The following is a 12,616-nucleotide window of genomic DNA, read 5'->3' on the forward strand; positions in this document are numbered from 1 at the left end:
CCGTGAGCACCGCACCCGCCTCCGCCTCCGCGGCACCCGCCGGGGCGGCACCCGCCGGCCCCGGGGCGTTAACGAGGACGCTCGCCGTCGTCATCACCGGCTCGGTGATGGCCGTCCTCGACATGACGATCGTCAACGTGGCCCTCGGCCGGCTCTCCGAGGCCTTCCACGCCCCGCTGGAGACCATCCAGTGGACCGCCACCGCCTACACCCTCGCGCTCGCCGCCGTGATCCCGGCCGCGGCCTGGGCCATGGGCCGGATCGGGGCCAAGCGCGCCTACCTGACCGCCCTCGTCCTGTTCACCCTGGGCTCGCTGCTCGCCGCCTGCGCCTGGAACGCGAGCAGCCTGATCGCCTTCCGCGCCGTCCAGGGGCTGGGCGGGGGGCTGCTGATGCCGGTCGGCATGACCATGGTGATGCGCAACGCCGACCGGGCCCGGATGGGCCGGGCCATGGCCCTGCTGGGCCTGCCCATCCTGGTCGGCCCCGTCGCCGGCCCGATGCTCGGCGGATGGCTCGTCGACTCCGCCTCCTGGCAGTGGATCTTCCTGGTCAACCTCCCCGTCGGTGCGGCCGCCCTGGTGCTCGCGGCGAAGCTCCTCGCACCCGACGCCCCCGCCGACCCGGCGTCGGCGCCCCGGCTGGACGTCCCCGGGCTGCTGATGCTCTCCCCGGGCCTGGCCCTGCTGCTGTTCGGCCTGTCCCGGGGCGGCGAGGGCGGCGACTTCACCGCCCCCGGCGCGCTGCTGCCCACGCTGGCCGGAGCGGCCCTCGCCGCCGCCTTCGTACGGCGCGCCCTCAGGGTGCGCGAACCGCTGCTGGACCTGCGGCTGCTGCGCGACCGCACCTTCGCCGCCGGCATCGCCACCCTCGCCTTCTTCACCTGCGGCTACTTCGGGTCGATGCTCCTGGGCCCGATGTACTTCCAGCAGGGGCGCGGCCTGAGCGCGAGCGCGGCCGGCCTCCTCGTCGCCCCCGTCGGGCTGGCCGTCGGGGTGACCATGCAGATCGCCTCCCGGCGCGTCGACAAGGTCTCCCCGCGCAGGCTGATCCCGGCCGGGGCGGTCGTGGGCGCCCTCGGCATGGCGGCATCCGCCCTGCTGACCGGCACCGAGGGGGTACCGGTCTGGCAGGTGGTCGCCGCGGGCCTGGTCATGGGCGTCGGCGCCGGGATCGTACTGATGCCGACGATGACCACCGCGAGCCGTGACCTGCCCGGCGAGCGCATGGCCGCGGCGAGCACCGCCCTGAGCATCAACTCCCAGCTGTGGGCCTCGGTCGGCACGGCACTGCTGTCCGTCCTCCTCGGCGGCACGGGCGTCGGCCCGGCCGGCTTCCGCCTCGCCTACGGAGCCGCGGCGGTGCTGCTGGCCCTGTCCGTGATCCCGGCACTGCGGCTGCCGGGGCGGCGGGCCTAGGACCCGGCGTCGGCCTTCGCGGCGTTGCCGAGCACCTTGGACGGGGTGATGCGCACGACCACGCGCACCGCCCCGTCGGCGGCGTCCCCGTACTCCTTGCCGGCGCCCGGCCCGAGGTACTCCTCGGCGATGCGGACGGCGACGGCCCGGCCGGTGTCCTCGGTGAGGGTGGCGGTGCCGCGGATCTCCGCGTAGACGTAGGGGTTGGCGAGGTCGAAGACGGTGAGGCCGACCCGCTCGTCGCGGGCGATGTTCCGCTCCTTGCGGCGGCCGCGCTCGGTGGAGACGAGCAGCTCGTCGCCGTCCCGCGACACCCAGACCACGGAACTCTGCGGGCTGCCGTCGGGGTTGAGGGTGGAGAGGACCGCCGGGTGGGGGGAGTCGAGCAGCCGCCGCACGGCGTCGTTCAGCGCGATAGTCATACGGGCGACGGTAGTTGGCGCGGGCGCGGTCCCCCGGGGATTTTCCGGGGCGGGGCCGGACTACCCGAAGTCGCCCGCCGTCACTGCCAGGGGATGTTCCGGTAGGGGCCGGCCGGATCGGTGGTGAGGGTCAGGTGGGTGGCCAGCGAGGACCCGTACCAGCGCCCGAACTCCTCCTCGTCGAAGTGCAGGCAGCGCCCCAGCGAGTACCCGGCGGAGAACTCCTCCCACGAGCGGTACGCCTCCCGGGCCGCCGCGCCCGCGCGGAGGACGGCCCGCTCGGCGTCCTCCAGCGTCCCGTAGCGGGCGGCGACCCCCCAGCGGGCCATCTGGGAGGCCCGGCCGAGGTCCCAGGCGTGCACCGAGCGCACCCAGCCGTCCTCGGGGAGCAGCCCGTCGGCGCGGAAGCGCTGCTCGTAGCGGGCCATCCGGCCGATGAGCCGCCGCACCCCGGCGATCTCCCCCTCGACCTCCGCGACGGGGCGCGGCGCGGCGACGGTCACCCCGTCGGGGGTGAGCTGCGGCTCGGCGGCCTTCATGGCGCCGTGCCGCAGGCTCGCCTCGGCGGCGTCGCGCCAGTGCTCGACGTCGACGGGCCCGGCGAAGTCGCCGGCCAGCAGCCGGCGCACGCGCAGCGCGTACTCCCAGACCGGGCTGACGATCTCGGCGTCCAGCATCCGCTGGAGCACGTCGAACCAGCCGGCGGTGTCCGTGACGCCCCAGGACCTGCGCAGCCGGTCGCGTTCGTGGGTGTAGCCGTTGCCGTGGTGGGCGAGGGAGTTCCAGAACTCCCCGTTGGACACGGACAGGTGCGCCCCGACGGCCAGCCCGTGCGCGACGGGACCGTGCAGCGGCCCGCCGGTGTGGAGGGTGTGCAGCGTGCCGGGGGTCAGGCCCCAGGAGGGCGCGGCGTCCCAGTGCGCGCGCCAGCGGGCGCGGTCGGCGGGGGTGGTGGTGAGGTACGCCTCGGCGGGCGTGCCGGGGTTCACGGCGAGGTGGGCGGGGTCCCGGTCGTCCCAGGCGTTCGCGAACCAGGCGAGGCTCTGGCGCAGGAACACGGTGTCGGGGCGGGGGGCCGGAAGCACGCCCCGGGTGAAGACGGCGAGGCCGGCGGGGCCGGGGTGGAAGCGGGCCGCGCGGGGGTCGGCGTCGACGTCGGCGCGGGCCTGGGGCAGGAACAGCTCGGCACGCGCCAGGGCGTCGAGGTAGCCCGGCCAGTCCCCGCGCCGCTTCGCCTCGTACAGCTCCCTCTCGATCGCACTCGGCGCCGTCCAGCCATCCATACGGGGGACCCTATACGGGCCCCGGGAGCGCGCACTCGGCCCACACGGTCTTGCCGACCACGCGCTGTGACGTCCCCCACCGCAGGGCGAGGGCCTGCACGATCGCGAGGCCGCGCCCGTACTGGTCCTCGTCTGCCACCGTTCGCGGCTCGGGCCACCGCTCGCCCTTCGGATCGGTGACCGCGATGCGGAGCACTGCTCCGTCGAGCTGCACCTCGACCCGGATGTACCGGTCCCGGACCGCCCCGTGCAGCAGCGCGTTCGTGACGAGCTCGCTGGTCAGCAGCGCCACGTCCGAGGCCACCCGGGGCTCCCCCCACGCCACGGCCAGCCACGCGGCCCACCGCCGGGCGGCGGGCACGGAGTCCTGGCGGGGCGGGTAGTTGCGGACGCCGTAGCGGGTGAGGGTGGACATCGCGCCTCCTGGTCGGGCGGTGGCCTGCCGGCGCCCGCAGTGCGGGCATACCGGTGCGCTTCCGCCAACTCTGCCTGTGCGGTGAGCAGTTCGTCACCGACCGTAGGGGTGTCGTGACTCCGGAGGCAAGTGGCTCGGGGGAAATGTTCCCCGTGTGGGTGAGAGGTGTCGACTTGCCCACCGCGAGGGCGCGAAACTGTCGCGGTGAACGGTGGAAGGCGAGCAGACCAGGGCAACCGCGTGTCGACCGTGCTGGGCCGTCGGCTGGGCGGCGAGCTGTACAAGTTCCGCACGGCGGCCGGCAAGACCCAGCAGCAGGCGGCGCAGGCGATCAGCGCCACGACGACCAAAGTCACCAAGATGGAGAGCGGTTGGGTCCCGATGCGGGATCCCGACCTCCGGGTGCTGTGCGAGTTCTACGGTGTGACCGACGCGGACGTCGTGAACGGCCTGCTCGACCTGGCGCGGCTGGACCGAGAGCGCCGCAAGGCCAAGGGATGGTGGCAACACGTCCCGACGGTGAGGAACTTCTCCGAATACGTCGCGATGGAGGACGTCGCCACGCACATCCGGACCTGGCAACTGGCCCTGATCCCCGGGCTGCTGCAAACCCCCGACTACGTACGTTCCCTGGGCGTCAGCTCCGACTCGTGGACGCACCCGGACCAGATCGAGGAGATGGTCACCACCCGGATCAAGCGGCAGGGCCGGCTTTGGGGCGACCGGCCACTGGAGTTCCACGCCGTCATCTGGGAGGCGGCGCTGCGCCAGGAGATCGGTGGCCGCGACGTCATGAGCGGACAGCTCAACCACCTCGTCGACGTGGCCGGCCGCCCCAACGTCCACGTGCAGGTGCTGCCCTTCCGGGCGGATGCGATCCGCAGTGTGCCGAGTGCGTTCAACCTCCTGTCCTTCGGAGAACCCGGGGCGGTCGACGTGGGCTACTCGGAGAGCCTCGGCGCTACTGTGTGGACGGAGGGCGCGGAAGCAACCGAGGTGTACGCCCGGGCGTTCGACCGCGTGGCGCGCATGAGCCTTGCCCCGCGGGACTCAGTCCACCTGATCGAGGCCATCAGTAAGGGAATGCAGGGATGAGCGAGTACCGGTTCGTGAAGTCCAGCTACAGCAACAGCACGAACGACACCGACTGCGTCGAGGTCGCCACGAACGTGCCCGGCACGGTCGCGGTCCGCGACAGCAAGCACACGGACGGCCCCCTCATCCGCGTCACCCCCACCGCCTGGGCGGCCTTCGCGGGGTCGCGTTGAACAGCGGCATAACCGTCTACTGGCGGCCCGGCTGCGTCTTCTGCATGAAGCTCTGGACCCAGCTCCGCCTGACCGGCACCCCGTACCGGCCCGTGAACATCTGGCGGGACGCGGACGCGGCGGCGTTCGTCCGCAGCGTCAACGACGGCAACGAGACCGTCCCCACGGTCCGCGTCGTCTCCGCCTCCGGGGAGGAGTCGGTCATGACCAATCCGAGCCTGGCCCAGGTCCGAGCGGCCCTGGCGGCCTGAGCCCCGCGCGGACGCGCAGGGCGTTGTCAGTGGCGCCTGATAGTTTCCGCGTCGGGATAGAGGCCGGTCGGAGAACCCCAGGGGTCCGCGGTCAAGGGGGGTGGGCACAAAAGTCCCCGGCCGTGGCCCGGGACTCTGGAGGCGGTCCGTGAACCCACCCCCCTCCCTCCCTCCCCCCGGACCTCAGCCGTGCTTCGGCGACGTCGGCTTGTGGCCCGGGTAGACGTGGTCCGGGGTGACGATCTCCGTGATGGCCTCGCCGAAGAGCGTGCTGGGTTCCTGGCCGTCGTGCAGGACGTCCGTGTTCAGGATGACCACCAGCGTCGCCCGCTCCTCCGGCAGGTACACGCCGAGGCTCTCGTAGCCCGGCAGCGAGCCGTTGTGGCCGATCCAGCCCTGGACGTCGAACAGGCCCAGGCCGTAGCCGGCGCCGGGGATGCCGACCGGGGTGGTCTTCAGGCGTTCCGCCTGGGTCGCGGGCTTCAGCAGGGTGCCCGTCGCCAGGGTCTTCGCCCAGCTGCGCAGGTCCTCCAGGTCCGAGATCATCGCGCCGGCCGCCCAGGCCCAGGAGGGGTTCCAGTCCGTCGAGTTCACGATCTCGCCCGACGCCGACTGGTCGGTGTAGCCCTGGGCGTGCGGGGAGGGGAAGGCCGCGTTGGTGGGGAAGAGGGTGTGGTGCAGCCCCGCCGGGTCGATGACCTGCTGTTTCAGGACCTGCTGGAGGGGCTGCCCGGTGACCTTCTCGATGACCAGGCCCAGCAGGATCAGGTTGGTGTTGGAGTACTCGAACTTGGCGTTCGGCGCGAAGTTCACCGGGTGCTTGAACGAGTAGCCGAGGAGCTGCTGCGGGGTGAAGGGGCGGGTGCCGTCCGTGGTGAGCGCCTTCTCGAAGGCGTCGTCCTCGCTGTAGTTGAACAGGCCGCTGCGCATGCCGGCCAGCTCGCGCAGGGTGATGCGGTCGCCGTTCGGGACGCCGGAGACGTACCGGCCGATGGGGTCGTCCAGGCCCACCTTGCCCTGGTCGACGAGGCGGAGCAGGGCGGTGACGGTGAAGGTCTTGGTCTGGCTGCCGATGCGGGTGTAGAAGTCCGTCCGCATCCGGGCGCCGGTCTCCTTGTCGGCCACCCCGAACGTCCTCACGTAGCTGCCCTTGCCCGGCGCCCACAGCCCCACGATCACCCCCGGGACCTTCGCCTCGCGCAGGGTGTCCTGGACGGCCTTGTCCAGCTTCGCGGCGACGGCCGGGGTCAGCTCAGGGAAGTCCTGGGACGGCGACGGTGACGGCCCGGCCGTCCCGTACGCGGGGCCGGCGGTGGCCGGCGCGAGGAGTGCTCCGGCGGCGGCCAGGGCCACGCAGGCCCGGCGCAGCCGGATACGGGCGGTCGGCGTCATGGCGCGGCCTCCTGCCGTCCAGGGAACCCGGGACCCCGAGGAACCTCAGCGTAGGCCCGGGGTCCCCGGCCCGCCCGGCGGGCGGTCAGGGGCCGGCGGTGCGGGCGGCGCCGCGCAGGCGGCGCCAGGTGCGGCCGACGGAGGTCAGGCCGCCGGTCCGGGCGGCGGCGTCCCAGGTCCGGGCCGTCTCCGCGAGCGGCGGCGCGGGCTCGGCGGGCTGCCGGGCGCGGGCGGCCCGGGCCGCGAGCCGCAGGTCGTCCGGGGTCACGGTGGCGGACGCCGTGCGGACCTGGCGGAGCAGCGCGGCGCAGGCGTCGGCGAGGGCGGGCTCGCCCAGCGGGCGGGCCGGCAGGTCCAGGCCCTCGGTGAGCAGCTTCTCCAGGGCGGTCCGCAGGTCCTGGAGGCAGATGTCGCGGATGGTCAGCGACAGGTGCGCGGACAGCCCGGCGGCGCCCACCGCGCGGTGGGCGAAGCCGCGCGGGACGTAGAGCACGCCGCCGGGTTCGAGGACGGTGTGCAGGAGGCGCGGGGAGTGCTCGTCGTCCGGGAGCTCGCCCGGCCGCCAGTCCGCCACCGTCGGCGCGTCGTGGACGTACCAGGTCTTGCTGCCCGCGACCTGGAGGACGAACACGTCGGCGTCGTCGCGGTGCACCGCGAGTCCCTGACCGCCGACGGGCGTGACGAAGAAGAACGCCTCCACGCGCCGGTCGAGCTCCTCGGACAGCCGCGCCACCAGCTCGCCCGTCGGCCGGTGCCACTGGTCGACGCAGCGCAGCAGCAGCGTCGCCCCGGCGCGCAGCTGGGCGACGACCCTGGCGCGGTCGGCGAAGCCGGAGTACGTGATGCCGTTGACGACGCGGGAGGCGGTGTAGGCGTCGGGCAGTACGACGACCTTGTTGGAGCGGACCATCTCCAGGTACGGGGTGCGCAGCAGGCCCGAGTCGAAGGCGGCGTCCAGCTCGTCGAGGTCGAACGGCGCGGCGGACGACGGCGGGGTGAAGACGGCCGGCTCGCGCTGCCAGCGGCGCCCGGCGAAGTCCGCGACGTCGCCGACCCAGGCGGCCAGTACGGACGATCTCATGAGGTGTCCCCCGTCGGTGCCGGCGCTCATGCCCCGGTCTCCGCGTCGAAGCGGACGGAGAGCAGCGAGCGCAGCGGGACGTGTGTCCGCCCGTCCTCCGTGCGCAGGGTGATCCGGTTCTCGAAGGCGACCTCCAGCAGGCGTTCGGCCAGCGGGACGACCAGGTGCTTGGCCCAGCAGCGGGCGCCGTCGAAGCCGAACGGCATGAACGCGGGCGTCTTCTCCGGGTCCGCGACGCCCGCCCACCGCTCCGGCTGGAACTCCAGCGGGTCGGTCCAGAAGTCGGGGTGGCGGTGCATCAGCAGCGGGAACAGCGCGACGTCGTCCTCGGGCCGGATCTCCGGGTGCAGGGCGGCGTACGCGTCCCCGCCCTTGCGCCACAGCATCCAGGCGGGCGGCAGCAGCCGCAGCGTCTCCCACAGGAACGGCGTCAGGCCGGGGCGGGCCGCCCGCTGCTCCCGGGCCGGTCCCATGAGCCACAGGGCGTTGCCGGCCAGGGCGGCCACGCCGTCGCAGAGGGTGGCGCTCGCCCGCCGGTACAGGGCGACGGCCTGCTTCCGTTCGAGGGTGCCGGACGCGTCGCGGATCTGCCCGGCCAGTGCGCCGGCCGTGTCTCCGGCGCCGGAGGCCGGCCAGAGGGTGACGGCGCGGTCAACGAGCCGGGAGAGGGCGTCGGAGCCGGTGACGCCGCGCTTGGACAGCAGGGACACCGGCAGCGGGTCGGAGGCGAACAGCCACCGGCGCAGGTAGGAGGTGGCCGCGTACGGCCAGGCGCCCGACAGCCCGCGCGCGGGCGGCGGCGGGGCGGCGATGGCGGCCGTGACGTCCTGGCCCAGGGCGCGGATCGTCCGCGTCGCGCTGTCGTGCGGGATGTCGGCGCCCGCGGCGGGCTTGTAGACGGACCGTTCCGCCGACAGGACGGGGCGGGCCGCGACGACCTCGGCCATCAGGGCGGGATCGCAGACGCCGACCGTGGACGCGTCGATCCGGAAGACCGTTTCCTTCCTGGCCAGCAGGTCCTGGATGCGCGGGGCGTAGACGACGCGGTGGCCGCCGGCCGCCTTCGGGGCCGTTTCGGGCATGGGGCTCCTGCCTCCGGGGTGAAGGACGTGGGGCGCCGGAGCGCGAGACGCGACAGGGGGATGCCGCGTCCCGCGCCGACCGGGGTGGGTCAGATGACGTGCAGGACCCACGCGTGCTGGGCGAGCTCCTCGTCCTTCTTGAACTTCTTCACCAGCGCCTTGATCATCTTCATCTGCTGCTCCCTGTGGGGATCGAGGAATCGATCGGAGTGCCGCCGCGGAGGCCGGTTGACCTGCGGTGACCGGCTTCATGCTGGTCGGCGCCGCTGACGTTCGGCTCACGCGTTGCTAACGCCCGCCCGCGGGCGGTGCCGCCCAGTACGGTGGGCGTCCCAGGGCAACTCGGCTTCGGCAGGGGGCGGTTATGCGCGGCGGAACGGTAGCGGTGGTCGGCGGGAGCATCGCGGGGTGCGCGTTCGCCTCCGCCGCGGTGCGGGCCGGGGCCGACGGGGTGGTCGTACTGGAGCGCACGCGCGGGCGGCTCGCGGACCGCGGGGTCGGGCTGTGCGTGCACGACGAGCGCGCCGCCGAACTGGCCGCCGCCGGGGCGCTGCCGGGCGGGATCCCCGCGCACCGGCTGCTGCGCCGGCGGTGGGTGGTGCGGGACGGCGGGGCCGGGCCGGGCGGGCGGATGATCTGGGAGCAGCCCTTCCCGTTCCACTCCTACCACTGGGGGCTGCTGTGGCGCGGGCTGCGCGAGGCCATGCCGCAGGAGGTCGTGTACCGGCAGGGCGTGGCCGTCGCCGGGGTCGCCGGGGACGGGGGCGGGGCCGAGGTGCGGCTCGGGGACGGCTCCGTCGAGCGGTACGACCTGGCGGTCGGCGCGGACGGGTACCGGTCGGTGGTGCGGGAGGCGGTGGCGCCGGGGGCGCGGCCGCACTACGCCGGGTACGTGTGCTGGCGGGGGAACTTCGACGCGGGGCTGCTGGAGGGGGCCGACGCGTACCCCGAGGCCGTGACCACCGTGTGCTTCCCCGGCGGGAGCTGCGTGATCTACCGGATCCCCGGGCCGGACGGGCCGCGCGTCAACTGGGTGCTGTACGCGCCGCCCCCGCCGGACGGGCGGCTGCGCTTCGACGACCCCACGAGCTTCCCGCCGGGCGCGCTGACCCCCGAACTGCTGGAACACCTGCGGGCGTTGCTGGAGCGGGAGTTCCCGCCGTACTGGGGCCGGGCGCTGGGCCTCACCGCGCCGGCGGACACCTTCGTACAGCCCATCTACGACCTGGAGACCGCGAGCACCACCGCCGGCCGGCTCCTCCTCGCCGGTGACGCCGCCACCGTGGTCCGCCCGCACAACACGAGCGGCGCCGCGAAGGCGCTCCAGGACGCCACCGCCTTCGGGGCCGCGTGGGCCGGGGCGGCCACGTGGGAGGAACTGCTGCGGGACTACCAGGCGGCCAGGGGCGCGGCCGGGCGGGAACTGGTCGCGCTGGCGCGGCGGCTGGGGCGGGCGCAGGTGGAACGGACCCCGCAGTGGGGGCGGATGAGCGGCGCCGAGGCCGAGGCGTGGTGGCGGGGGCAGTTGGGGGGTGCCGCCGGGATCGGGGGGCAGTCGATGACGCGGTAGCCCTGGCCGGGCGGTTGTGCGGTTCGGCCGCCGCTGCCGGTGCCCTGGCCGGGCGGGTGGCGGGTGCCGGTGCCCTGCCGGGCGGTGGTGCCGGGGCCCTGCCGGGTGGTGGTGCCGGGTGCGGGCGGGTTTGCCGCTGCGCGGGCTGCTCCCCGCCCCGCCCTTCGCCCGTTCCCCGGGCTGCGCCCGGACCCCTCCTGGGGGCTCCGCCCCCAGACCCCCGCGCCTCAAACGCCGGCGGGGCTGGAATTTCGCTGCGCGAAATCCAGCCCGCGCGGCGTTTGAGCGCAACGGGGTCCGGGGCGGAGCCCCGGGTCTTTGAGCCGCGCCCGGCGACTGAGGGCGAGAACGGTTGAAGGGCGGGTAGGGGACGGCCCCGCGCAGCGGCGCCCCGGCCCCCGCGGGAGCCGGAGACGTACGACCCCCCCGTGCCACCGCGCGACCGTGCGGGCTCCCTTGACGGGCGGCGAGCCCGGGGAGACGCTCCCCGGGCTCACGACCGAGGGTTGCAGCTGGGGGGCCGGGGATGCCGGAGGAGTCTGTCCAGACGGTGGGGGAGCTGCGGGCGCAGCTCGTGGAGTGCGGGGCGCGCTGGAGCGTCAGCGAGCACCTGGCGGACGAGGAGCCGGTGCCGAGGCCCGCCCTCGGGCTGGAGCCGGGGGTGAACCTGACGCCCGCCGCCGAGGCGGGCTCCGTGGACCTGCGGGCGCTCGTGGGGCGGGCGAGCGGCAACCCGCACCTGACCCGGCGGCGCGCCGCCAACGGCCTGCTGGCCGGGAGCGGCACGGCCCCGGGGCGGCCCGCGGCCGTCGACTGGCGCAGCCGCTGGGGCTGGCCCTGGCTGACGAAGGTCAAGGACCAGAACCCCTGCGGTTCCTGCTGGGCCTTCGGCGCGGCCGGGCTCGTCGAGTCGATGGCCCGCATCGAGCACGACGTATGGGCCGAACGCTCCGAGGGCGACGTCCACGACGGGCTGAAGTCCACCTGCGGGCAGGGGAGCAACCCGGAGACGGCCCTCGACTGGATCAAGGACAACGGCGGCCTCGCCGACCCCGACTGCTGGCCCTACAGCACCCCGCCCCCCGGCCTGCCGGCCGAGCGGCGCGACGCCTGGCGCGCCGAGTACACGCCCAGCTGGGACCGCTCGGGCCGGACCGTCCGCATCGGCGACTACGTACGCCTCGGCGACGTCGAGCAGCAGAAGGTGTGGCTGGACACGGTCGGGCCGCTGACCGCCTGCTTCGACGTCTACGACGACTTCTTCGGGCTGGGGGCGGGGGTGTACCACCGCACCAGCGACCGGCTGGCCGGCGGGCACTGCGTGCTGGTCGTCGGCTACGACGACGCGGCCGGCTGCTGGCTGTTCAAGAACTCCTGGGGGCCCGGCTACCACGTCGGCGGCTACGGCCGCATCGCCTACGGCGAGGTCAACATCGACTACTGGGCCAAGTGCGGGCTGCGCGGCACCAACCCCGACCCCTGGAGCAAGCGCCGCCTGCACGCGGGCAGCACCTACGAGAGCGGCAACGGCCGCGCCCACCGCAACTTCGAGATGGCGGCGACCGCCGGCGGCGGCAGGCTCCAGCACTGGTGGCGCGAGGGGGACGCCCCCTTCGCCTGGGCCCGGGGCCGGACCTACGCCTCCGACGCCTCGGGCCAGCCCGCGTTCACCGGCACCACCTACAACCGGAACATGGAGTCCCTGCACGTCACCACGGGCGGCCGGCTGCGGCACTGGTACTACGAGCAGGCCTTCGGCGTCTGGCGCGACGGCGGCGCCTTCGGCCCGGGCGACGCGGCCGTCGGCTCGACCCCGGCCTTCATCCAGAGCGACTACGGCAAGCCCGGCAACTTCGAGGTGGTCGTCCGCACCGCCGACGGCCGCCTCAACCACTGGTGGCGGATCAACGGCGCCCCCTGGACCTGGAACGACGGCGGCCGCTTCGCCTCCGGCATCGCCCACTACGGCCCCGCCCTCGTCCAGACCCGCTCCCGCACCCTCGACCTGGTCGCGGCCCGCACCGACGGCCGGATGCAGCTGTGGTGGCGCGACGACCCGAACGGCTTCGTCTGGCGGGCCGGGGAGGTCTTCGGCGGCCGCGCCAGCTCCGCACCCTGCCTGATCGAGGGCCAGTACGGGGCCGCCGACGAGGACACCGCCGGGAACTACGAGCTGTGCGTGGCGGTCGCCGACGGCCGGATCGAGCACTGGTGGCGGGGGAACGCGGCCGGTGCGCCCTGGGCCCGCGGCGCGGTCTTCGGGCACGACGCGGTCGCCGTCACCGGGATGCTCCAGGGCAGTTTCGGGTTCAACCTGGAAGTCCTCGTCCTGCGCACCGACCGGCTGCTCCAGCACTACTGGCGCGACGGCGCGGGCTGGCACGAGGGGGCGGTGATCGGCCCGGCGTGAACCGGGCGCGGACCACGAGGGAGG

General features: G+C 74.5%; 12 protein-coding genes. 6 read left to right on the top strand and 6 right to left on the bottom strand.

What is annotated here, in order from left to right; translation table 11 throughout:
* Nucleotides 1-2 precede the first annotated feature (2 nt).
* A complete protein-coding gene (locus tag ABD973_RS16475; RefSeq protein ID WP_125821689.1) occupies nucleotides 3-1,418 on the top strand; it encodes a DHA2 family efflux MFS transporter permease subunit in 1,416 nt (471 codons plus the stop codon).
* On the opposite strand, the gene ABD973_RS16480 is transcribed toward ABD973_RS16475, so the two are convergent.
* The 3 genes from ABD973_RS16480 to ABD973_RS16490 form a co-directional block, all read right to left on the bottom strand.
* Complete coding sequence (locus tag ABD973_RS16480; RefSeq protein WP_345500577.1) at nucleotides 1,415-1,840, bottom strand: PPOX class F420-dependent oxidoreductase; 426 nt, start codon at nucleotides 1,838-1,840, stop codon at nucleotides 1,415-1,417. The two genes, ABD973_RS16475 and ABD973_RS16480, sit on opposite strands and share 4 nt — an antisense overlap.
* An 80-nt stretch (nucleotides 1,841-1,920) precedes the next feature.
* Nucleotides 1,921-3,123, bottom strand: coding sequence for a DUF1266 domain-containing protein (locus tag ABD973_RS16485; protein WP_125821688.1), 1,203 nt, complete (start codon nucleotides 3,121-3,123; stop codon nucleotides 1,921-1,923).
* A 10-nt stretch (nucleotides 3,124-3,133) separates the two neighbouring features.
* The gene (locus ABD973_RS16490) at nucleotides 3,134-3,538 is read right to left on the bottom strand and encodes an ATP-binding protein (RefSeq protein ID WP_125596581.1); all 405 of its coding nucleotides are present in this window, start codon (nucleotides 3,536-3,538) and stop codon (nucleotides 3,134-3,136) included.
* Between the two features lie 240 nt (nucleotides 3,539-3,778).
* On the opposite strand from ABD973_RS16490, the gene ABD973_RS16495 reads away from it, so the two are divergent.
* From ABD973_RS16495 to ABD973_RS16505, 3 genes are read left to right on the top strand one after another with little or no spacing between them, the layout of a single operon-like run.
* Nucleotides 3,779-4,633, top strand: a complete 855-nt coding sequence (locus ABD973_RS16495; protein WP_345500580.1) for a DUF5753 domain-containing protein — start codon at nucleotides 3,779-3,781, stop codon at nucleotides 4,631-4,633.
* Nucleotides 4,630-4,806, top strand: coding sequence for a DUF397 domain-containing protein (locus ABD973_RS16500; RefSeq protein ID WP_125596588.1), 177 nt, complete (start codon nucleotides 4,630-4,632; stop codon nucleotides 4,804-4,806). The genes ABD973_RS16495 and ABD973_RS16500 overlap by 4 nt, the downstream gene beginning before the upstream one ends.
* On the top strand, nucleotides 4,803-5,057 hold the full coding sequence (locus ABD973_RS16505) for a mycoredoxin (RefSeq protein ID WP_125821687.1): 255 nt from the start codon (nucleotides 4,803-4,805) through the stop codon (nucleotides 5,055-5,057). The genes ABD973_RS16500 and ABD973_RS16505 overlap by 4 nt, the downstream gene beginning before the upstream one ends.
* A gap of 183 nt (nucleotides 5,058-5,240) precedes the next feature.
* Here the strand turns inward: ABD973_RS16505 and ABD973_RS16510 are convergent, their stop codons facing one another.
* The 3 genes from ABD973_RS16510 to ABD973_RS16520 all read right to left on the bottom strand — a co-directional run bounded on the left by ABD973_RS16510 (nucleotide 5,241) and on the right by ABD973_RS16520 (nucleotide 8,612).
* A complete protein-coding gene (locus tag ABD973_RS16510) occupies nucleotides 5,241-6,449 on the bottom strand; it encodes a serine hydrolase domain-containing protein (protein WP_125821686.1) in 1,209 nt (402 codons plus the stop codon).
* Nucleotides 6,450-6,534: 85 nt separating this feature from the next.
* Nucleotides 6,535-7,560: a JmjC domain-containing protein gene (locus ABD973_RS16515; RefSeq protein ID WP_345500583.1), complete on the bottom strand. Its 1,026-nt coding sequence runs from the start codon at nucleotides 7,558-7,560 to the stop codon at nucleotides 6,535-6,537.
* Entirely contained in the window at nucleotides 7,557-8,612 is a 1,056-nt protein-coding gene (locus tag ABD973_RS16520; RefSeq protein WP_345500585.1) for a cytochrome P450, read from the bottom strand. Before ABD973_RS16520 ends, ABD973_RS16515 begins: the two co-directional genes overlap by 4 nt.
* Before the next feature lie 364 nt (nucleotides 8,613-8,976).
* Here ABD973_RS16520 and ABD973_RS16525 point away from each other — a divergent pair, with 364 nt between their 5' ends.
* The gene (locus tag ABD973_RS16525) at nucleotides 8,977-10,182 is read left to right on the top strand and encodes an FAD-dependent monooxygenase (RefSeq protein WP_125821683.1); all 1,206 of its coding nucleotides are present in this window, start codon (nucleotides 8,977-8,979) and stop codon (nucleotides 10,180-10,182) included.
* A 526-nt stretch (nucleotides 10,183-10,708) separates the two neighbouring features.
* On the top strand, nucleotides 10,709-12,592 hold the full coding sequence (locus ABD973_RS16530; RefSeq protein ID WP_125821682.1) for a C1 family peptidase: 1,884 nt from the start codon (nucleotides 10,709-10,711) through the stop codon (nucleotides 12,590-12,592).
* Nucleotides 12,593-12,616: the final 24 nt, after the last annotated feature.

This window comes from Streptomyces racemochromogenes, assembly GCF_039535215.1.
Classification (GTDB): Bacteria; Actinomycetota; Actinomycetes; order Streptomycetales; family Streptomycetaceae; genus Streptomyces; species Streptomyces racemochromogenes.